The following is a 20,847-nucleotide window of genomic DNA, read 5'->3' on the forward strand; positions in this document are numbered from 1 at the left end:
TCGCCGAAATGCCCGCATCCGCCGCCGTCCAGACGTTTCCCGCACCCGCTTTGCCCTCCGCCGCGTCGCTCGCGCCGTCCTGGGTCACGCGCGGCACCGCCGCCTACGGGCGCACCTCCTGGGGCCTGTTCTTCGTCGGCTTCGCGACCTTCGCGCTGCTCTATTGCGTGCAGCCGGTGATGCCGGACTTCGTCCGGAGCTTCGGCGTGACGCCGGCCGAAAGCTCGCTCGCGCTGTCGCTCGCCACCGGCTTCCTCGCCTTCTCGATCATGGCCTCGGGCGTCGTCTCGCAGCGGATCGGCCGGCGGGGCGTGATCTGCGCCTCGATGACGCTCGGCGCCGCGCTCAACATCGCCGCCGGCCTGTCGCCGAGCTGGGGCGGGCTGCTCGCGGCGCGGGCGCTGGAAGGGCTCGCGCTCGGCGGCGTGCCGGCGGTCGCCATGGTCTATCTCGCCGAGGAGATCGAGCCCAGGAGCCTCGGGCGCGCCATGGGGCTCTACATCGCCGGCAGCGCCTTCGGCGGCCTGATGGGACGCGTCGGCATGGGGCTCATGACCGAGTTCGCCTCCTGGCGGGTCGCGATGGTCGCGCTCGGGCTCCTGTGCCTGATCGCCGCCGCGCTCGCCTACCGGCTGCTGCCGCAGTCGCGGAACTTCCGGGCGAGCGCCGGCCTCGACCTGACGCGCGACCTGCGCTTCTGGGGCGGGCATCTCGCCAACCCTGCGCTGCTGCCGCTGTTCGCGGTCGGCTTCGTGCTCACCGGCGTCTATGTGACGATCTACAACTACGCGGGCTTCAGGCTCGCGGAAGCGCCGTTCAGCCTCGGCGGCGCGGCGATCAGCATGATCTTCCTGTGCGTCGTGTTCGGCATCGTGGCCTCGTCGGTCTCCGGCGCGCTCGTCGAGCGGCTCGGCGGCCGGGCGACGCTGATCTGCGGCTTCCTCTCGATGCTGGGCGGCGTGGGGCTGACCGCGCTCGCCTTTCTTCCGGCCGTCGTCGCCGGCATCGCGCTCGTGACGGTCGGCTTCTTCGTCGTCCACTCGGCGACGAGCTCGATGATCGGCCCGCGCGCCGGGGCCGCGAGGGGCCACGCCGCCTCGCTCTACCTGCTGTTCTATTATGTCGGCTCGAGCGTCGTCGGCTCGGTCGGCGGCTGGTTCTGGCAGCATGGCGGCTGGTCCGCCGTGGCGGCGGGCGCGGGAGCGCTCACGAGCGTGGGTCTGATCGCGGCCCTGCTCGCCACGGCGAAGACCCGCACGGCCTGACCCTGAGGCCCGCTCCAGCGGGCCTTCTCTTTTAGACGCCAGATCCGGGAAGATTATCCCGAATAGTATTGGGATGTATTTCTAAACAGATTTGTGATGACGTCGTTACTATAAATCATTCTAAACCTCGCCAGATATGACAACACGCTGACGTATCGCTTGCGATCCAAGAGAAATCTTGGGCGGCCCGACAGATAAGCGTCGCCTCAGCGTGCGCCTGGGAGGAAAACATAATGAAAAAATCAGTTCGCGCCGCGCTTGCGGCCGCGCTCTTCTGCGCGACTGCGGTGTCGGGCGCACACGCGCAGCAGACCTTCAACAACGCCGTCACCGGCGAGACGCTGAACCTCGACGACGCGATGCCGGAGGGAAGGGACACCCAAGCGGTCAAGACCTTCATCGAGTCCGGCGAGAACGTCTATCTCGGCGACAAGAACTGTCTCGCCAAAGGCGAGCAGGCGTTCCTCGCAATGTGCTCCGGCTGCCATGGCCAGAAGGCCGAGGGCAAGCTCGGGCCCGGCCTCAACGACACCCACTGGACCTATCCGCAGGGCCGCACCGACAAGGGCCTGTTCGAGATCATCTTCGGCGGCGCGCAGGGCATGATGGGCCCGATGCACGGCGCCATGACGCTCGACGAGATGCTGCTGGCGATGGCCTGGGTGCGCCACCTCTACAAGGACGATCCCGCGGAAGCCGGCGAATGGTTGACGGCCGATCTCGCCAAGGACTTCAAGCCCTACAAGGGCGAGCCCGCGCCCCAGCCCGGCGCCGACGCGCCCGAAAGCTGCAAGATCGGCGGCTAGCCTCGCGCGAGCCCGGCCGCCCCGGATGGGCGGCGGCCGGGCTTTCGGGGCTTCAGCGGGCGTAGCGCCGCGCGCCCGCCACGCAGGCCACCACCGCGACGGTCGCCGCGATCATCGCCGGGCTCACCGCCTCGTGCAGCAGGACGGCGGCGATCACGAGCCCGAAGAACGGCTGCAGCAGCTGGAGCTGTCCGACCGCCGCGATGCCGCCGAGCGCAAGGCCGCGATACCAGAACACGAAGCCGATCAGCATCGAGAACAGCGAGACATAGGCGAGCCCGGCCCAGGCCGCGCCGCCGACGCCCGAAAACGACGCGGGCATGACCGCATAGGCGATCGCGAGCGAGACCGGCAGCGAGACCACGAGCGCCCAGGAGATCACCTGCCAGCCGCCGAGCCGCCGCGAGAGCGTCGCGCCCTCCGCATAGCCGAGGCCGCAGACCACGACGGCCGCGATCATCAGGAGCTCGCCGCTCCATGACGCCTCGCCGCCCTGAAGGCCGGCGAAACCCGCCGCTACGCCCGCGCCAAGGAGCGAGAACAGCCAGAACGCCGGCCGCGGCCGCTCCCCGCCGCGGATCGCGCCGAACACGGCGGTGGCGAGCGGCAGGAAGGCGATGAACACCACCGACCGCGCCGCGCTCATATGGAGGAGCGCGATGGCGGTCAGCAGCGGAAACCCGACCACCACGCCGAGCGCGACGACCACGAGCGACGGCAGATCGGCGCGCGCGGGGCGCTTGCGCCGGAACGCAGCGAGCAGGGCGCCGGCCACGAGCCCCGCGATCGAGGCCCGGGCGACGGTCAGGAACACCGGATCGAAATCCATCACGGCGACGCGCGTCGCAGGCAGCGACGCGCTGAAGATCAGCATGCCCAGGAAGCCGTAGCCCCACCCCTTCGACTGCCCGTCCATGCGCCGCGCTCCGCGAAACCGTCGCGTCGTATCGCCCGAAGACGGCTGGAGACGCCACGGACAGTCATATACAGTTCGCCAAAACTGTTATGGCGACGGAAGCAGTACGGATGGACCAACCCGAACCGACGGCCCCGCGCGGGACGCTGATCGACGGCGTGATCGAGACCGTGCGCCGGCGCATCGCCTCGCGCAGCCTGACGCCCGGCGCGAAGCTCCCGTCCGTGCGCGCCTTCGCGCGATCGGCGGGCGTCTCGACCTCGACCGTCGTGGAGGCCTATGAGCGGCTTGCGGCCGAGGGCGCGATCAGGTCGCGGCCGGGTTCGGGCTTCTATGTCGAGAGCGCGCTCGCGCCGCTGTCGCTGTCGGATCTCGGGCCGCGGCTCGACCGCGAGGTCGACCCGTTCTGGATCTCGCGCCAGTCGCTCGAGGCAGAGCCCGGCGTGCTGACGCCGGGCTGCGGATGGCTGCCGCCCTCATGGATGCCGGAAGCGGGGCTGAGGCGGGCGTTGCGCACGCTCGCGCGCGGCGAAGCGGAGTCGCTCACCGACTACGGCCCGCCGCTCGGCTTCGCGCCGCTCCGCCGCCTGCTGTCGCGCCGCTTCGCCGACCATGGCGTCGAGGCGCCGCCGGACCAGATCGTGCTGGCGGAGTCCGGCACGCAGGCCATCGACCTCCTCTGCCGCTTCCTGCTCGAGCCCGGCGACACGGTGCTGCTGGACGACCCCTGCTACTTCAACTTCCACGCTTTGCTGCGCGCCCATCGCGCCAAAATCGTCGGCGTGCCCTACGGGCCGAACGGGCCGGATCTCGAACGGTTCGCAGAGGCCTGCCGCGAGCATCGACCGCGCCTCTACATGACCAATTCGGCGATCCACAATCCGACGGGCGCGAGCCTGTCGCCGGTCGTCGCGCACCGGCTCCTGAAGATCGCCGAGGAGGCCGACCTCACCATCGTGGAGGACGACATCTTCGCCGATCTCGGGGATCCCTCCGCCCCGTGCCTAGCGGCTTTCGACGGCCTTTCCCGGGTCGTGCAGGTCGGCAGCTTCTCGAAGACCCTCTCGGCGTCGGTGCGCTGCGGCTACATCGCGGCGCCGGCCGACTGGATCGAAGACCTCGTGGACCTTCGGATCGCGACCTCGTTCGGCGGCGGACGGCTCTCGGCGGAGCTGCTCCACGCCCTGCTGAAGGACGGCGGCTACCGTCGTCATGTCGAGGCTCTTCGCGTCCGGCTCGCCGAGGCGACGGGCGAGACCGCGCGCCGGCTGAAGGCGGTCGGCGTCGTTCCCTGGATCGAGCCGCGCGCCGGCATGTTCCTGTGGTGCCGCCTGCCCGAGGGCGTCGACGCCTCCGAGACCGCCCGCCGCGCGCTCACCGAAGACGTGGTGCTCGCGCCCGGCGACGCCTTCAGCCTGTCGCGCACAGCCGGCGGCTTCATGCGCTTCAACGTCGCCCAGTCGGGCGACCCGCGGCTCTACGACGTGCTAGGACGAGCCATGCAGGCCGCCTGAGTCTTCGCAAGCCGAACGCGCGCATTGACCTTATGAATCATCGTTAGTTTTCAATTGAACACTTTAATGTCCCGTTTTGGATCAAGAAAATGACGTCCTGTTGTTTAGGTTAATTCGTACAACTCGTGTCAAAAATGCGGAAAGTCAGAGAGACTTAAGCGAGACGGCTCTTAAGGCCGGCGAACGTCGCTGGCTGGGGAGCCGTAGCATGGCTGGGGGTCGGATCGTCGCGGGCGCGCTGGCGGCGCTGGCGTTGGCGTTTTCAGGGTCTCGGCGAGCGCCCAGCAGCAGGGCCGCTGGGGCCCGCTGACGAGTCTGCCGCTCGTCCCCTCCTCCGGCGCGGTGCTCAAGAACGGCAAGGTGCTGCTCTGGGCCGCCGACGGCGAATTCGCCTTCGCGTCGAACGGACGGGTCTACGGCGCGCTCTACGATCCGGCGACCGGCGCGGTCGAACGGCGCTCGGCGCAGCTCGGCCACAACATGTTCTGCACCGGCACGACGCTGCTGACGGACGGCCGCGTGCTCGTCAACGGCGGCTCGAACGCCCCGGTCACCAGCATCTACGATCCGGCCGCCGACACCTTCACGCGCGCCCAGGACATGCGCATCCCGCGCGGCTACAACGCCAACACCATCCTGCAGGACGGCTCGGTCCTCACCATCGGCGGCTCGTGGTCGGGCAACGGCGCAGCGCGCAAGGACGGCGAGCTCTGGACGCCGGGCCAGGGCTGGCGCCTGCTGTCGGGCTGTCGGTCGCGGGCATGCAGTCCACGACGCTGACCGATTTCGGCAAGGACAGCCATTTCGCGCTGATCCCGACCGGCAACGGCCGCGTGCTCTACGCCGCGCCCGGCCCGATGATGCAGTGGATCGACACCACCGGCACGGGCCGCGTGACTGAGGCCGGCCGGCGCGGCGACGACGTGTTCGCCTCGTCCGGCAACGCGCTGATGTACGACGCCGGCAAAATCCTGAAGACCGGCGGCTCGACCCAGTACACCGGCGCGGCCGCGAGCGCGGCGTCCTACGAGATCGACGTCTCGCGCGGCGGCGCGGTGACGACGAAGCTCACCTCGATGATCTATCCGCGCGTCTACCACAACTCGGTTGTGCTGCCGGACGGCCGGGTGCTGATCGTCGGCGGCCAGACCTTCGGCGCGAACTTCCAGGACTCCGACTCCGTCCTCGCGACCGAGATCTGGGACCCCCGCACCAAGCGCTTCACGCTCGCGCCCGCGGTCGCGGCGCCGCGCAACTATCACAGCATCGCGCTGCTGCTGCCGGACGGGCGGGTGCTGGCGGGCGGCGGGGGCCTCTGCGGCAACTGCTCCACCAACCATCCTGACTTCCAGCTCTACGAGCCGAGCTACCTGTTCGACGCGAGCGGAAACCGGCTCGCGCGGCCCGTGATCTCCTCGGCGCCGTCAGAGCTCGCGCTCGGCGCGCCGCCGACGTCGTCACCAACCGCGAGGTGACGTTCCTTCGCGCTGATCCGCATGGGCGCGACGACCCACACGGTGAACTCCGACCAGCGCCGCCTGACGGTGCCGTTCACCCGCACCGGGACCAACGCCTACCGGCTCGCGGTGCCGAGCAACGCCGGCAACCTGCTGCCCGGCTACTGGATGCTGTTCGCGCTCGACTCCGCGGGCACGCCGTCGGTCGCCAAGATCGTGAACGTCGCGCCCACCACGGTCGCGACGCTCGTCGCGCCCGATCCGGTGGCGCTCCAGCTCAATCGGGCCGGGACCGCTCAGCCGACCGTCGTTTCCGCTCGGCGACGGCGTGCGCTACTCCGCGACGGGCCTGCGGCCGGCCTTACGGTCGATCCGCTCACCGCGCGTCTCCGGCACGCCGACCGAAACCGGCGCGTTCACCGCCTCGCTGATCGCAACCCGCGGCGACGCCGTGGTCTCGACCGACATGTCGATCGTGGTCGACACCCGTCCGACCGTCGGCGAGGGCCTGCTCGGCGAGTATTTCGGCGGCGCGGCGCTCGCCGGGCCCGTGCTCGCGCAGCGGCGCGAGGCGCTCAACTTCACCTTCGCAGAAACCGGTCCGGGATCGGGCGTGCCGGGCGTCTTCTCCGCGCGCTGGCGCGGGTCGATCCGCCCGACGCGCGGCGGCGCGACGCGGTTCCGCGTCGAGTCCGACGACGGCGTCCGGGTGTGGATCGCCGGCAAGCTGATCGTTGACGACTGGACCCCGCACTCGCCCTCGACCCGCGAGGGCCAGGTCGATCTCGCGCAGGGCGTCGATCACCCGGTCTTCGTCGAATACTTCAACTCCGGCGGCGGCGGCGTGCTCCGCCTGACGCAGATGCGGCCGGGCGATAACGGCTTCGCGCCGGTGCCCGCGACCGAACTCTTCGCGGCGCGCGCGGGCTCGACCGCCAACCTCGCGGCCACGCGGCCAGCCACGATGTCGTCGGTCTCGAACGGCGGCCTCGCCTCGCGCGCGGTCGACGGCAACGTCAACGGCGCGATCTCCGCCAATTCGATCGCCCATAGCGGGCTGCAGAGCCAGCCCTGGTGGCAGGTCGACCTCGGCTCCTCGGTCCCGCTCGACTATGTCCGGATCTGGAAACGCACCGACTGCTGCGCGGACCGGGCCCAGGACCTCACCGTGTTCGTCGCGGGCTTCGACATGACGAGCCGCACCCACGCCTCGCTCGTCGCCGACCCGCTGGTCGCGACCCGCACCTTCGGCGCCTCGACGATCAACGACTTCATCGACGTGCCGGTCTCCGCCGCTGGCCGCTACGTGCGCGTCCAGAAGACCACGACGCCGACGTCCTATCTGAACCTCGCCGAGGTGCAGGTCTTCGGCCTCACCAGCGGCGCCCCGACGATCGCGACGCCCGCGGCCCAGTCGACGCGGACCGGAACCGCGGTCTCGCTCGCGCTGACGGCCGCCGACCCCGACAACGACCCGCTGGCGTTCCGCGCCACGGGCCTGCCGCCGGGCCTCGCCATCGACGCCTTCCGCGGCATGATCTCCGGCTCGCCGACGACCGCCGGATCCTACCGGCCGACCGTCACCGTCACCGATCCGATCGGGCTTGCGGCGAGCGCGAGCTTCAATTGGAGCGTGACCGGCGGCCAGCCCCGCGTCACCGCGCTCGAGGCGACGCCCGTGCAGGCCGGCGCGACCAAGTCCTATGCGCCGACGATCGCGGACGGCGCCGGCGCGACCTTCAGCTGGCGCTTCGGCGACGGCGCGGCCGACACGGCGTTCTCCGCCTCCTCCGCGACCTCGCACGTCTTCGCGCGGCCCGGCGTCTTCAGCGTCGTGCTGGTGATGCGCGCAAGCGACGGCGCGATCTCGACCTACGCCTTCGACCAGGCGGTGTTCGCGGTCGGCGCCGGAACGCCGGGCGGCACGTCCTCGGGCGGATCGGCCCACCAGCCGAGCGGCGCGGGCCTCGGCCGGCTCTGGGTCGTCAACCGCGACAACGACACCGTCTCGGTGATCGATCTCGACGGCCGAAGGCTGCTCGCGGAAGTCCCGGTCGGCCGCAAGCCGTGGTCGCTCGTCCTGACCGGCCGCAACCAGATCTGGGTCGCCAACCGCGAAAGCGCGTCGATCACCGTGGTGGACGGCGCGACCTATCAGGTGCTGCGCACCATCGCGCTGCCGGCGGGCTCGCGCCCCTCCGACGTCGCGACGGTCGGCCAGTGGGGCGACGTGGCGGTGACGCTGGAAGCGACCGGCCAGATCATGCTGCTCGGCCCGCTCGGGGAGAATTACGGCGTCGGCGACGCCGGCCCCGGGCCGCGGCGCATCGCGGTGAACGCCGCGCGCGACAAGGCCTACATCTCGCGCTTCATCACCCCGCCGATCCGCGGCGAGTCGACCGCGGCCCCGAGCGCCGAGGCCAAGCCGACGAAGAAGAAAAAGAAGAAGAACAAGAAGGGCGACGACAAGCTCGCCAAGTCCGCCGCGCCTTCGCCCGCAGCGGCCTTCGGCGGCGAGATCCGGGTGATCGGCCTGTCGGGCATGGTCGAGCGAACCATCGTGCTCGGCCCCTCGGACGCGGTCGACACCGAGGTGAGCGGCCGCGGCGTCCCGAACTATCTCGGCGCCATGGCGATCTCGCCCGACGGCAAGACCGGCTGGGTCCCGTCCAAGATGGACAACGTCTATCGCGGCATGCTGCGGGACGGCCAGCCGCTCAACTTCCAGAACACGGTGCGGGCGATCGTCTCGCGGGTCGACCTGACGACCGGGCTCGAGGATCTTTCCTCGCGCATCGACGTCGACAACGCCGGCGTGGTGAGCGCCGTCGCGATCCATCCGAACGGGGCCTATCTCTTCGCCGCGCTCGAGACGACCCGCACGGTCGCGGTGCTCGACCCCGTCGGCAAGCGCGAACTCATGCGCGTCCCCGTCGGCCAGGCGCCCAACGCGCTGACGCTGCTGCCGGGCGGCCGCTGGCTCGTCGCCCACAACCTGATGGACCGCAGCGTCAGCATGATCGACCTGCAGCCGCTGCTGACGAACGGCGACCGGCGCCTCGCCGTCGCCTCGACCATCCGCACCATCGGGACCGAGAAGCTCACGGCCACCGTGCTGCGCGGCAAGCAGCTGTTCTACGACGCGGTCGACACGCGGCTCGCCCGCGACGGCTACATCAGCTGCGCCTCCTGTCATGACGACGGAGAGGGCGACGGCCGGGTTTGGGATCTCACCGGCTTCGGAGAAGGCCTGCGCAACACGATCTCGCTGCAGGGCCATGGCGGCATGGCGCAGGGCTTCCTGCACTGGACCGGCAATTTCGACGAGGTGCAGGACTTCGAGAAGCAGATCCGCGACCTTGCCGGCGGCACCGGCCTGATGACCGAGGCCGCCTATCTCGCCGGCACCCGGGCCCAGCCGCTCGGCGACAAGAAGGCGGGCCTCAGCGCCGACCTCGACGCGCTCGCGGCCTACGTCTCCTCGCTGACCGTCACGCCCCGCAGCCCCTATGCGGCGGCGAACGGCGGGCTGACTGCGGCCGGACAGGCGGGCCTTGCGGCCTTCAACCGCCTGCAATGCGGCACCTGCCACGCCGGCACGCCCTACACGATCAGCGCCGGCGCGACCGCGCTGCGGAGCGTCGGCACCATCAAGCCGGCGAGCGGCAAGCGGCTCGGCGAGACGCTGACGCGGCTCGACGTGCCGACGCTGCGCGGGGCCTGGGCGACCGCGCCCTATCTCCATGACGGCTCCGCCCCGACGCTGCAGGCCGCGATCAAGGCGCACACCACGCTCGCCGTGCCGGACGCCGACCTCGATTCGCTCGCAGCCTTCGTGCGCGAGCTCGGGCCGCAGTGAGGCCCTCGGCCGCGGCGTTCGGCGCCGAGGCGGCGTCCGCGCCGCGGCGCCGGTTCGCGGTCGCGGCGCTCGTCGTCGTCGCGCTCGCCGCGGCGGCGGTCTTGGCCTGGCGCTCGCCGATCGCGCGCGGCTACATGCTCTTTCACGGCCATGCGGCGCTCGAGGCGAAGATCTTCAGCGGCGTCGCTCTGCCGGTTTCGGCTTCGGCCTGCGTGAACTGCCACGAGGGCGCGGCGTCGGGCGGCCCGCGCGCGATCGCGCGGCTCGACCGGACGACCTTCTCGGCTCCCCGCACGCCGCGCGGCGGCGCGCCGGTCTCCTATGACGAGGCCTCGTTCTGCCGCCTGATGCGGGAGGGCGTCGACCCGGCCTCCGTGATGGTGAGCCGGCTGATGCCGCGCTTCGACGTCTCCGACGCCGACTGCGCCGCGCTGTTCGCCTATGTCAGCCGGCGGCCGTAAGATGAGCCCGACCATGCGCTCGCTCCTCCGCCGCCCTCTGGCGCTCGCCGCCGCCGCGATCGTTCTGCTCGCCGCAGGAGCCGCCGCCGCGATGCTCGCGGTCGAGCGCCCCCGGTCCGCGGCCCTGCCCGAACTGCCGGCCGAGGGAGCAGCGGGCGAGACCGAGACCCACGCCATGCCGTTCGGCCCGATCCGGCCGGCGCGTGCGTTGCCCGACGTCGCGCTCACGCGCCACGACGGGAAGGCGACGACGCTGTCGGCCGAAACTTCGGCGGGACGCTTCACGCTGGTGACGCTGTTCTTCGCCGGCTGCTCCACCACCTGCCCGGTGCAGGGCGCGATCTTCAAGGCCGCGCAGGAGCGCATCGCGGCCAGAAACCTGCCGGCCGACCTCCTTTCGCTCAGCGTCGACGCGCTCGGCGACGACCCGGCGCGACTGACCTCCTGGCTCGAGGCGCAGGGCGCGGCCCCCGGCTGGCGCGCCGCCACGCCGACGCTCGAGGGGGTCGGGCGCCTCGTCGACGCGCTCAAGGGGCGCGGCCGCGGCTACGACGTCCACGACGCCCGCATCTACCTCGTCGATCCGCGCGGGCGGCTCGTCTACGTCACCGAGGACATGCCCTCGCCCGACGCGCTCGCGACGCTCGTCGCCGAGGCCCAGGTGGTGATGGCGGAGAAGGGCGCGGCCGGCTTCGACTGAGGAGGGGCGGAAGCCGACTGCGTGCTTCGAGACGGCCCTTCGGGCCTCCTCAGCATGAGGACGGCCGGAGGTCCGAGAAAGCTAAGGTCTGGCAAGCAAGAACGGTCCTCATGCTGAGGAGCCGGCCGGCGGCCGGCGTCTCGAAGCACGCAGACGGCCCGATGCGGCGTTCCCTAACTCCGCCCCGCCACCGCCCCGTCGATCGCCTGTTCGAGGCGGTCGAGCGCGTCGGCCATCTCGTCGCGGGTCAGGGTCAGGGGCGGGGTGAGGGTCACGACGTTTCCCATCGTGGTCTTGAACGACAGGCCGAGATCAAGCGCTCGGTAGAGGACCTCCTCGGCGAGGTCGCCGTCGGGCGCGCCGTCCGGGGTCACGATGTCGAAGCCGATCAGCAGTCCCCGGCCCCGGACGTCGCGCACGACGTCGAGGCGATCCGCCAGCTCCGACAGGCGCTCGAGCGCGTAAGCGCCGACCGCGGCGGCGTTCTCCACCAGACCCTCGTCCTCGATGATCTCGATCGTGGTGAGCGCCGCGCGGGTCGTCACCGGGTTCTTCTCGTGGGTGTAGTGCCCGAACGCCCAGTCCTGCGCGACGTCGAGCTCGGGCCGCGCCACGACGGCCGCGATCGGCAGGATGCCGCCGCCGAGCGCCTTGCCGAGCACGATGATGTCGGGGACGACGCCGTCATGCTCGCAGGAGAACATTTTTCCGGTCTTGCCGAGCCCGGTCGGGATCTCGTCGAAGATCAGCTTCACGCCGTGGCGGTCACAGATCCCGCGCGCCTGCGCCCAGAAACCCGGCGGCGCGACGTAAGGAACCGCGCGCGTCGGCTCGGCGACGAGCGCCGCGACGTCCGGGTCGCGCGAGAGCACATAGTCGATCATCCGCGCGCAGGCCGCGCCGCTCTCCTCCGGCGTCCGGCCGCCGTAGGGGCAGCGCGAACCGCCGCCGAAGGGCGCGACATGGAGCGCGCCCGCCACCATGGGCGCGGCGGGCCCCGACCGGAACAGCGCCTCGCCCGACATCGCGCCGGCGCCGACGCCCGCGCCGTGGAAGGCGTCCCAGAACGACAGCGTCTTGGTGCGGCCGGTCGCGGCGCGCGCGATCTTGACCGCAAGCTCCACCGCGTCCGAGCCGCCGGTGGTGAACAGCACCTTCGACAATGTCCCCGGCGTGATCTGGCCGAGCTTTTCGGCGAGCATCGCCGCGGGTTCGCAGGCGTAGCGGCGCGGCGCGAACGGCAGCGCGTCCATCTGCGCCGCGATCGCGGCCTTCAGCCTCGGATGGCCGTATCCGATGTGGTGGACGTTGTTGCCGTGGAAATCCATGTAGCGGCGCCCGGCGACGTCCTCGATCCAGATCCCTTCGGCCTTGGCGATCGCGTTGAGGCAGGGCGTCGAGACCGACTGGCGCAGGAAGCCGCGTTCGTCGCGGGCGAGCAGCGCGCGGGTCTCGCCGTCGAGCGCTCGCCTGCCAGGCGGCGCGGCGGTCCGTGAGGTTGGTGTCGCTCTCGGATTCGGCGACGAGCCGCGCCTTCGCGCTCACCGCTCGCGCCATTTCTGCAGGCGTCCGAACACGAGCCACGTCAGGACGACGTGGAGGATCTTCACGCCGATGGCGGTCGCCATGATCACGGTCGCCATCGCGGCGGCGGAGGCCACGGCGCCGGCCTCGTCCATGTGCACGATCGCGATCGAGGCGAGCTTGGTGTCTGCGCCGTAGAGGAAGATCACGGCCGAGACCGTCGTCATGGCGTTGACGAAGAGATAGACCGCGATGTCGAGGATCGCCGGCATGCAGATCGGCGCGGTGACGGGGAGAACGTGCGCCAGAACGGAACTTTCAGCGAGGCCGCCACCGCCTCGAACTCGGGATCGAGCTGCTTGAGGCTCGTCAGCGCCGTGATGTGCGCCACCGTGAAGTAATGCGCGACGGTGTTGATCACCAGAACGGTCAGCGTGCCGTAGAACACGTTGAGCGGGTTCCACGAGGCGTTGAAGAAGAACACGTAGCCGAGGCCGAGCACGAGGCCGGGCACCGCCATCGGCAGCATGGCGAGGAAATGCGCGAAGCCCCGCAGGCGCGGGAAGACGCGGATCTTCTCGATCAGATAGGCCCCGACGAAGACCAGCGGCGCGCCCACGAGCGCGGTGAGGCCGGCGAGTTTCAGCGAATTGAAGTAGCCGTCCCAGCCGGTCGGCTCGACATTGGCGAAGTCGTAATTGGCGAGCGTCAGCGACAGGTTGTAGGGCCAGTAGCGCACGAACGAGCCCCATGCCGCGACGCCGTAGGTCGCGACGATGAGGAGCGCGATCAGGCCCGCGAAAGCGAACAGGCCGAGGTCGCGGCGCCGGTCGGGCTTGGGACGGTAGGGCACGGCGCGTGCCGAGAGCAGCGCCGTCTGGCGCTTCTGCGCTCGGCGATCGACGAAGAACGCGGCGATCGCCGGAACGAGCAGGACGATGCCCACCACCGCGCCCATCGGAAAGTTCTGCTGGCCGACGACCTGCCGGTAGGCGTCGGTGGCGAGCACGTCGAACTGGCCGCCGATCACCTTCGGGATGCCGAAGTCGGTGATGACGAGCGTAAACACGACGAAGGCGGCCGAGATCAGTCCGTAGCGCGCGCCCGGCAGGGTGATGGTCCAGAAGATGCGGGCGCGGCTCGTGCCCATGGCGTCGGCCGCCTCGCGCAGGCGACCGTCGGACAGCGAGAGCGCGGTGGTGAGGATCAGCAGCGCGTGCGGGAAGGTGTAGAGCGCCTCCGCCATCACGATGCCGATCGGCCCGTAGAGCGAGCGGCCCATCATCCAGGACTTCAAAAGCCCCTGGTTGCCGAAGAGATAGATGAGCGAAAGGCCCGCGAGCAGCGAGGGCGCGAAGATCGGCAGAAGCGCGGCGGCGTAAAGCGCCCCCTTGAGCGGCGCGCAGGAGCGGGTCAGCGCATAGGCGAAGCCGAAGGCGAGCGGGATCACGATCGCGGTCGCGAGCCCCGAGACCCACACGCTGTTGACGAGCGACGCCATCAGCGTCGGGTTGCCGGCATAGGCCAGGAAGTTCGCGAGCCCGACGAACTGGCCGTCGGTGTTCTGCGCGCTCTTCGACAGAAGCGCCCAGAGCGGCAGCGCGATGATGAGGACGAGGACGCCGGCGATCGCCGCGATCATCAGACCCGCCGCCTGCCGCTCGCTGACGATCGGCGCCGCGCGCGGGGCCTTGGCCGGAGCGATGGCCGGCATCCGGGCGGCGATCTCGCTCACGACGGCGCGCCCGGGAACACCCGGAGGCTGTCGGGCGGGAACGCCACCGGCCGCACGTCGCCCTCGGCGAGGCCGAGGTCGCGCATGGCGTTGGCGGGCACGTCGGCCGAGATGACGAGGCCGCTGGAGCCGGTCGGCTCCAGCCGCGCGCGACAGAAGGAGCCGAGGAAAGCGAGTTCGCCGATCCGCGCCTCGAAGCGGTTGGGGGTGGCGTCGTCGAGCCCCTGCAGCCGCGCCGTCTCGGGCCGCAGCGCGAGCCGCACGGGCGCGCCGACCGAGCCTTGCGCGTCCTCGGCGACCGTGAACTCGATGCCGCCGACCCGCACCCGGCGCGGACCCGCGAGGACGCCGTCGAGGAACGTCATGTGGCCGACGAAGTCCGCCACGAAGGGGGTTCTGGGCGCGCCATAGATTTCGGACGGCGCGCCGACCTGCTCGATCACGCCGTGGTTCATCACCACGATGCGGTCGGCCATGGCGAGCGCCTCCTCCTGGTCGTGCGTCACCATGATGGTGGTGACGCCGAGCCGCTGCTGGAGATCGCGGATCTGGTCGCGCAGCCGCACGCGCACCTTGGCGTCGAGCGCCGAAAGCGGCTCGTCGAGCAGCAGCAGGCCGGGCGAGGTCGCGAGCGCCCGGGCGAGCGCGACGCGCTGCTGCTGGCCGCCGGAAAGCTGGCCCGGAAACTTCTCGCCCTGATCCGGCAGGCCCGACCAGCGCCAGAAGCTCGGCGACGCGCTCGGCGGCGCGGCCCGGCTGATTGACGAGGCCGTAGCCGACGTTCTTCGCGACGGTCAGGTTCGGAAACAGCGCGTAGGACTGGAACACGATGCCGAAGTCGCGCTCGGACGGCGGCGCCTTCGAGACGTCGCGGCCCCCGATATGGATCGAGCCCTCGTCCTGCGGGTCGAGGCCGGCGATCGCGCGCAGCAGCGTGGTCTTTCCGCAGCCCGACGGCCCGAGGAAGGACACGAACTCGCCGCGCGCGACGTCGAGGTCGATGTTTTCGAGCGCCGTGAAGGCGCCGTAGCTCTTCCGCAGGCCGCGGACGCTCAGGAACGGATCTGCGATCGGCTGGGATGCGGTCATGGCTCGATCCTCTGTCGCGTCGCTGTCTCGAGGAACTGCGTGCTTCGAGACGCCTCGGCTTCGCCAAGGCTCCTCAGCATGAGGGAGGTGGGCGGATTTCCCACTCCAGAATGGCGTCCTCAACATTCCTCATGCTGAGGAGCCCGAAGGGCGTCTCGAAGCACGCGCAACGCCTGCTCCGAGACGCCTGAGCGCTTACTTCTTCGGCGCGGCCTTGGACTCGTAGCGCTTCGACCACTCGGCGAGCACGCGCTCTCGGTTGTCCGCCATCCAGCCGAGATCGTTCTTGATCATGGCCTTGTCGGCGCCGGCCGGATAGTTGGCGGGCGGGCTGTCGGCGCCCGGATAGGCCACCACGGCGTAGGTCTTGGCGAACAGCTTGTTGGCGTCCTCGGTCGCGACCCAGTCGGCGATCTTCCTGGCGGCCTCGGCGTTCTTGGTTCCCTTCACGATCGCCGCGGCCTCCATGTCCCAGCCGACGCCGCCTTCGGGGAAGATGACCTCGATCGGCGCGCCCTTGGTCTTCTCGGAGGCGCCGCGCATGTCGAGCGCGAGCCCGACGAGCTGCTCGCCGCGCGCGGCCTGGACGCAAGGCGCCGAGCCCGAGTGCAGATAGGCGGCGATGTTCTCGTGCAGCCCGTCCATGAACTGCCAGCCGGCGTCCTCGCCCATCGACTGGAGCCAACCCGCGACCATGAGATAGCCGGTGCCCGACGACGCCGGATGCGGCATCACGATCTTGCCCTTGAAGTCGGGCTTCAGCAGATCCTTCCAGGACTTCGGGGCCGCGACCCCGCCGGCTTCCGCCGTGTTGAAGCAGACCGCGCCGAGGAACGCGTCCATGCCGGTCCAGGCATAGGGCTCCTTGGAGTCGCGGAACTCGGGCTTCAGCTTGTCAACGCCGGCGGGCTTGTAGGGCTCGAGCAGGCCCGCCTTCTCGAACATCAGCAGCGAGGAGGCCGCGAGCCCGATCACCATGTCGGCGCGCGGATTGTCCTTCTCGGCGAGGAAGCGGGCGGTGATGACGCCGGTCGAGTCACGCACCCACACCACTTCGGCCTCGGGCACGGCCGTCTCGATCGCCGACTTGAAGGTCTTGAGCTGGTCGTTTTCGAGCGCCGTATAGACCGTCACCCTTCGCCTTGTCGGCGAAAGCAACGTTTGGCGTCGAAAGCGCAAGAGCGGCCGTAATGCCGGCCAAGATCCACGTCTTCACCGTCGCATATCCCTGTGTTCGACGCCGCTAAGCGGCCAAATAAAAAGTAACGTCTTCTTATATTGGACCTCTGTGACACTTCATTGACAAGAAGTGTTTTTAGTCACTTCGCCTAAACTTACGCCGCCCAGGGCATCGACCAGGTTCGTACGTTTGTGAAGCTCTTCATCGCCTCCACGACGCCTTCCTTGTAGCCAAGGCCCGAATCCTTGATTCCGCCGAAGGGCGACATCTCGATCCGGTAGCCCGGGACTTCCCAGACATTGACCGTGCCAACCTCGAGCTCGGCCACGAAGCGCGACACGTAGTCGAGCCGATCGGTGCACACGCCCGAGGAGAGGCCGTAGTCCGTCGAGTTCGAGATGCGGATGACCTCCGCGATGTCGTCCGGGCAGCGCACGATCGGGATCACGGGCCCGAAGGTCTCCTCGTGCACGAGCTCGCAGTCGTAGGGCACGTTGTCCACGACCGTCGGGGCGAACAGCGCGCCCTTGCGCGGCGCGCCGTGCAGCACCTCCGCGCCCTTGGAGACGGCGTCGTTCACACGGTTCTCGAACAGGATCGCGGAGCGCTCGTTGATCACCGTGCCGACGTCGGTCGCGGGATCCATCGGGTCGCCGGACTTCAGCTTCTTCGCCTTCTCGACCACGAGCCGCGAAAACTCGTCGGCGACCGCGTTCACCACCAGGATGCGCTTCACCGCCGTGCAGCGCTGGCCGGAGTTCTTGGTCGCGCCCGTCACCGCAAGCTCGGCGGCCTTGTCGAGGTCGGCGTCCTCCATGACGATCAGCGGATCGTTGCCGCCGAGCTCGAGCACGATGCGCTTGTACCCGGCCGTGTTGGCGATGTGCTTGCCCACTCGCACCGAGCCCGTGAAGGTCACGAGGTCGGCGTCGGGGTCGGTGATCATGGCGTCGCCCATGGTGGACGGGTTGCCGGTCACGACCGACAGCATCTCGGGCGGCAGGCCCGCCTCGTAGAGCACGTCGGCGAGCGCGAGCGCGGTGAGCGGCGTGAGCTCGGTCGGCTTCAGCACCAGGCGGTTGTTGGTCGCGATCGCCGGCGCGAGCTTGTGGCTCACCATGTTGAGCGGGTGGTTGAACGGCGTGATGGCGGAGATGACGCCCAAGAGCGGCGTGCGCGTCGTGAAGATCTTGCGCGCCTTGCCGTTCGGGGAGATGTCGCAGGAATAGATCTCGCCGTCGTCCTTGATGGTGAGCTGCGCGGCGAACGACCAGACGTCGTAGGCGCGGCTCGCCTCGTAGAGCCCGTCCTTCCAGCAGAGCCGGTCTCGGCGACGATGAGGCGGGCGAAGTCTTCCCGACGGTCGCGCAGGAGTTCGGCCGTGCGCTGCAGGATCTGCTGGCGCTCGTAGCGGGTCAGCTTCGGCTTGAAGGCGCGGGCTTTCTGGAAAGCCTCGCGCACATGCTCGGCGCGCGCCGCCGGCACGGTGCCGACGACCGAATTGTCGTAGGGGTTGAAGACCTCGACGATGTCGTCGGTCTGCACGAGCTTGCCCGCGATCCGCATGGCCTCGCGGCGGAAGGGCGGCTTGACGTTGGCGTTCATCGGCTCGCTTTCCGTGTCTCCGCCGTCATGCCCGGCGAAGCCGGGTATCCACGACTTGGTCGTGAAGCGTGGCGGTTCAGAAGTCGTGGATGCCCGCAAAAGCGGGCATGACGGTCGTGTTTCACCGCACCAGGTTCAGCGCGACGTCGAAGACGTCGAAGTTGCGAAGCGTGCGGCCCTCGGGGACCTCGATCGGCCGGTTCGCGATCATCGGCACGACCTGTTCGGTGAGCCCGCCATGGCTGCGCAGCGGCTCGGTGAGGCCCGAAAGGTCGTGGCGCGCGGCCGACGTACCGAGCACCTTATGGCGGTCGCACAGCACCACGACGTCGCCGATGCGGTCGGCCGGAAGCTCGAAGCGCTTGCACGCCTCGATGGCCGGGATCGCCACCGTGACGCCCTCGATGTTCCTGGCGATCTCGACCACCGCCTCGCGGTGCTTGGGATCGACATAGACGGTGGCGAAGGAGCCCAATGCGCCGTGATGCGCGACGTAAGGGTCGGTGATCGGCAGGATGACGCGCGTGACGCCCGCGCCGAGCTTCTCGTCGAGGATCTCCTGCAGATAGATGACGTCGGGCGAGCCGTCCGCGAGATGCTTGTCGTTCATGCCGTGGTCGGCGGTCATGACGAGCGTGCAGCCGGCCGCGTCGAGTTCGCCGACGTAACGGTCGAACATCGCATAGAAGCTGTTGGCGAACTCCGAGCCCGGCGCCGCCTTGTGCTGCACGTAGTCGGTGGTCGACAGATACATGACGTCCGGCCGGAAGCCGTTCAGCAGCTTCACGCCCGCGGCGAAGACGAATTCGGAGAGGTCGGCGCTGTAGACCTCGGGCAGCGGCTTGCCGACGAAGTCGAGCACGTCCTCGATCCCGTTCTCGGCCATGTTCGCGCGGTCGGCCTTCTCCGACGAGAAGGCGATCGCGGTCCCCTTCGAGAAATCGAGGCCCTTGCCGAGCAGCGTGCGCAGCTTGTCCTTGGCCGTCACCATCGCGACCTTCATGCCGGCCTTCTGGAGCTCGGCGAGGATGGTGGGCGCGCGCAGGAACTTCGCGTCGTTCATCATCACTTCTTCGTCCTTCTCGCGGTCGAAGAAGAAGTTGCCGGCGATGCCGTGCACCGAGGGTGGGCGGCCGGTGATGATCGAGAGGTTGTTGGGGTTGGTGAAGCTCGGGATCACCGAGACGCGGTGGTCGAGGCGCCGGTCTTCATCAGCCTGTCGAGGTTCGGCGCGAGGCCGGCCTCGATCGCGGCCTCGATGTAGCCGGGCTCGGAGCCGTCGACGCAGATGACGACGACGGGCTTTTCGGGCCGTCGATACGTGCGCCCGTTGGCGAGGACGTCGGAGCCGATGTTCACGTGCATGTTCATCCCGGAAGCTCCCGTTTCAAAAAGACCTGCATCGATCAACTGCGTCCTTCGAGACGGCTTCCTCCGGAAGCCTCCTCAGGATGAGGACCGTTGAACTGCTGCGCTCCCGGCGTCCTCAACATCCCTCATGCTGAGGAGGCCCGGAGGGCCGTCTCGAAGCACGCACTTCGCGCGCCCCAAGGCGTCGTTCACGCCGCCGTCTTGAGCCCCACGCCCATTTCGTCGAGCACTTCGGCCACCACGCCCACGAAGGCGCTCATGTCGGCCGCGTGGAGATCGCCGATGCAGCCGATGCGGAAGCTTTCCGCGACCGTCAGCTTGCCCGGATAGATCACGTAGCCGCGGTCCTTCAGCGCGTCGTAGAAGCGCTGGAACGCGAAGCGCTCGTCGGCCGGCATCCGGAACGTCACGATGATCGGGGCCTGGCGCGCCGCCGGCAGCAGCGTCTCGAAGCCGAGCCGCGCCATGCCGTCGATCAGGATGCGGGCGTTGTCGGCGTAGCGCTCGCCGCGGCCCGCGACCCCGCCCTCGGCCCAGAACTCCTGCAGCGCCTGATGAAACGCCACGATGACGTGGATCGGCGGCGTGAAGCGATACTGGCCGGTCTTGGAGATCGCCTGGTGCTGGTCGTGGAGGTCGAGCACCAGCGTGGTGGCGTTCCCCTTGGTCTCCTCGAGCGCGGAGGCCCGCGCCAGCACGAAGCCGAGGCCCGGCACCCCCTGGATGCACTTGTTCGACGAGGCCGCGACCGCGTCGAACGTCACCTCGCGGGCGTCGAGCGGCAGCGCGCCGAAGGCGCTCATGGCGTCGATGAGGAGGCGCCGTCCGTGGCGCTTCACGAGCGCGGCCACCGCCTCGACGGGATTGCGGATGCCGCTCGTGGTCTCGCAATGGACGACGAAGACGTGGGTGATCGCGGCGTCGGCCTCGAGGATCTGCTCGATCTCGGCGAGGTCCGGAGGGGTGTCTTCCGCGGTCTCATGCACGACGGCGGCGCGGCCCGCGATGTCCAGGATCTTCTTGGCGCGGAGCCCGTAGGCGCCGTTCACCAGCACGAGGCACTTAGCCGAACGCGGCACGAAGCTCGTCAGCATCGCCTCGACCGCGAAGGTGCCGGAGCCCTGCATCGGCACGGTGACGAAGTCGGCCTCGCCGTGGATGATCTTCGGCAGCCCCTCGAGCACCGCCGTGTTGATCGCGATGAAGGTCGCGTCGCGCGAGCCCCAGTCGTGGACCATGACCTCCTTGACCGACTTCGACGTGGTCAGGGGCCCCGGCGTCAGCAGCAGCGGATCGCCGGTGACGGACTGGGCGGGCGCCCTTGCGGGCGTCTTGGCGGAAGCGGTTCGGGCGGAAGACATCGGG

Annotated in this window: 14 protein-coding genes and 3 pseudogenes; 8 read left to right on the plus strand and 9 right to left on the minus strand. The window is 69.7% G+C overall.

The window, feature by feature from the left end; genetic code table 11:
- Positions 1–8 precede the first annotated feature (8 nt).
- Both K6K41_RS08755 and moxG read left to right on the plus strand, forming a co-directional pair.
- The gene (locus K6K41_RS08755; protein ID WP_261404712.1) at positions 9–1,265 is read left to right on the plus strand and encodes an MFS transporter; all 1,257 of its coding nucleotides are present in this window, start codon (positions 9–11) and stop codon (positions 1,263–1,265) included.
- Between the two features lie 233 nt (positions 1,266–1,498).
- Positions 1,499–2,071: a cytochrome c(L), periplasmic gene (gene moxG, locus K6K41_RS08760; protein WP_261404713.1), complete on the plus strand. Its 573-nt coding sequence runs from the start codon at positions 1,499–1,501 to the stop codon at positions 2,069–2,071.
- A 52-nt stretch (positions 2,072–2,123) separates the two neighbouring features.
- On the opposite strand, the gene K6K41_RS08765 is transcribed toward moxG, so the two are convergent.
- Entirely contained in the window at positions 2,124–2,987 is an 864-nt protein-coding gene (locus K6K41_RS08765; RefSeq protein WP_261404714.1) for a DMT family transporter, read from the minus strand.
- 110 nt (positions 2,988–3,097) lie between these two features.
- On the opposite strand from K6K41_RS08765, the gene K6K41_RS08770 reads away from it, so the two are divergent.
- The 6 genes from K6K41_RS08770 to K6K41_RS08795 all read left to right on the plus strand — a co-directional run bounded on the left by K6K41_RS08770 (position 3,098) and on the right by K6K41_RS08795 (position 10,978).
- On the plus strand, positions 3,098–4,501 hold the full coding sequence (locus tag K6K41_RS08770) for an aminotransferase-like domain-containing protein (protein WP_261404715.1): 1,404 nt from the start codon (positions 3,098–3,100) through the stop codon (positions 4,499–4,501).
- Positions 4,502–4,843: 342 nt separating this feature from the next.
- The gene (locus tag K6K41_RS08775) at positions 4,844–5,281 is read left to right on the plus strand and encodes a Kelch repeat-containing protein (RefSeq protein ID WP_261404716.1); all 438 of its coding nucleotides are present in this window, start codon (positions 4,844–4,846) and stop codon (positions 5,279–5,281) included.
- Positions 5,263–5,976, plus strand: a complete 714-nt coding sequence (locus K6K41_RS08780; protein ID WP_261404717.1) for a Kelch repeat-containing protein — start codon at positions 5,263–5,265, stop codon at positions 5,974–5,976. The genes K6K41_RS08775 and K6K41_RS08780 overlap by 19 nt, the downstream gene beginning before the upstream one ends.
- A gap of 310 nt (positions 5,977–6,286) precedes the next feature.
- On the plus strand, positions 6,287–9,817 hold the full coding sequence (locus K6K41_RS08785; protein WP_261404718.1) for a PA14 domain-containing protein: 3,531 nt from the start codon (positions 6,287–6,289) through the stop codon (positions 9,815–9,817).
- Positions 9,814–10,278, plus strand: coding sequence for a hypothetical protein (locus tag K6K41_RS08790; protein ID WP_261404719.1), 465 nt, complete (start codon positions 9,814–9,816; stop codon positions 10,276–10,278). Before K6K41_RS08785 ends, K6K41_RS08790 begins: the two co-directional genes overlap by 4 nt.
- A gap of 13 nt (positions 10,279–10,291) precedes the next feature.
- Positions 10,292–10,978, plus strand: coding sequence for an SCO family protein (locus K6K41_RS08795; protein ID WP_261404720.1), 687 nt, complete (start codon positions 10,292–10,294; stop codon positions 10,976–10,978).
- A gap of 173 nt (positions 10,979–11,151) precedes the next feature.
- On the opposite strand, the gene pbfA is transcribed toward K6K41_RS08795, so the two are convergent.
- The 8 genes and pseudogenes from pbfA to K6K41_RS08835 all read right to left on the minus strand — a co-directional run bounded on the left by pbfA (position 11,152) and on the right by K6K41_RS08835 (position 20,843).
- Positions 11,152–12,420 carry a (R)-1-hydroxy-2-aminoethylphosphonate ammonia-lyase gene (pbfA, locus tag K6K41_RS08800; RefSeq protein ID WP_315855214.1) on the minus strand — a complete coding sequence of 423 codons (1,269 nt, stop codon included), beginning with the start codon at positions 12,418–12,420 and terminating at the stop codon, positions 11,152–11,154.
- Positions 12,421–12,519: 99 nt separating this feature from the next.
- A complete protein-coding gene (locus tag K6K41_RS08805; protein WP_261404721.1) occupies positions 12,520–12,774 on the minus strand; it encodes a hypothetical protein in 255 nt (84 codons plus the stop codon).
- On the minus strand, positions 12,726–14,237 hold the full coding sequence (locus K6K41_RS08810; protein ID WP_261404722.1) for a putative 2-aminoethylphosphonate ABC transporter permease subunit: 1,512 nt from the start codon (positions 14,235–14,237) through the stop codon (positions 12,726–12,728). Before K6K41_RS08810 ends, K6K41_RS08805 begins: the two co-directional genes overlap by 49 nt.
- A pseudogene (locus K6K41_RS08815) lies at positions 14,234–15,326 on the minus strand (putative 2-aminoethylphosphonate ABC transporter ATP-binding protein). Before K6K41_RS08815 ends, K6K41_RS08810 begins: the two are co-directional and overlap by 4 nt.
- A gap of 195 nt (positions 15,327–15,521) precedes the next feature.
- Positions 15,522–16,460, minus strand: coding sequence for a putative 2-aminoethylphosphonate ABC transporter substrate-binding protein (locus tag K6K41_RS08820; RefSeq protein ID WP_261404723.1), 939 nt, complete (start codon positions 16,458–16,460; stop codon positions 15,522–15,524).
- Positions 16,461–16,660: 200 nt separating this feature from the next.
- A pseudogene (gene phnY / locus K6K41_RS08825) lies at positions 16,661–18,111 on the minus strand (phosphonoacetaldehyde dehydrogenase).
- Between the two features lie 121 nt (positions 18,112–18,232).
- A pseudogene (gene phnA, locus K6K41_RS08830) lies at positions 18,233–19,476 on the minus strand (phosphonoacetate hydrolase).
- Between the two features lie 194 nt (positions 19,477–19,670).
- Positions 19,671–20,843, minus strand: coding sequence for a 2-aminoethylphosphonate--pyruvate transaminase (locus K6K41_RS08835; protein WP_261404724.1), 1,173 nt, complete (start codon positions 20,841–20,843; stop codon positions 19,671–19,673).
- Positions 20,844–20,847: the final 4 nt, after the last annotated feature.

Source organism: Chenggangzhangella methanolivorans, assembly GCF_019797865.1.
Lineage (GTDB): Bacteria > Pseudomonadota > Alphaproteobacteria > Rhizobiales > Methylopilaceae > Methylopila > Methylopila methanolivorans.

Coding starts and splice junctions, on each gene's coding strand:
- K6K41_RS08755 (WP_261404712.1), top strand. CDS start 9: ATGCCCGCATCCGCCGCCGTCCAGACGTTTCCCGCACCCGCTTTGCCC.
- moxG (WP_261404713.1), top strand. CDS start 1,499: ATGAAAAAATCAGTTCGCGCCGCGCTTGCGGCCGCGCTCTTCTGCGCG.
- K6K41_RS08765 (WP_261404714.1), bottom strand. CDS start 2,987: ATGGACGGGCAGTCGAAGGGGTGGGGCTACGGCTTCCTGGGCATGCTG.
- K6K41_RS08770 (WP_261404715.1), top strand. CDS start 3,098: ATGGACCAACCCGAACCGACGGCCCCGCGCGGGACGCTGATCGACGGC.
- K6K41_RS08780 (WP_261404717.1), top strand. CDS start 5,263: ATGCAGTCCACGACGCTGACCGATTTCGGCAAGGACAGCCATTTCGCG.
- K6K41_RS08795 (WP_261404720.1), top strand. CDS start 10,292: ATGCGCTCGCTCCTCCGCCGCCCTCTGGCGCTCGCCGCCGCCGCGATC.
- K6K41_RS08805 (WP_261404721.1), bottom strand. CDS start 12,774: ATGCCGGCGATCCTCGACATCGCGGTCTATCTCTTCGTCAACGCCATG.
- K6K41_RS08835 (WP_261404724.1), bottom strand. CDS start 20,843: ATGTCTTCCGCCCGAACCGCTTCCGCCAAGACGCCCGCAAGGGCGCCC.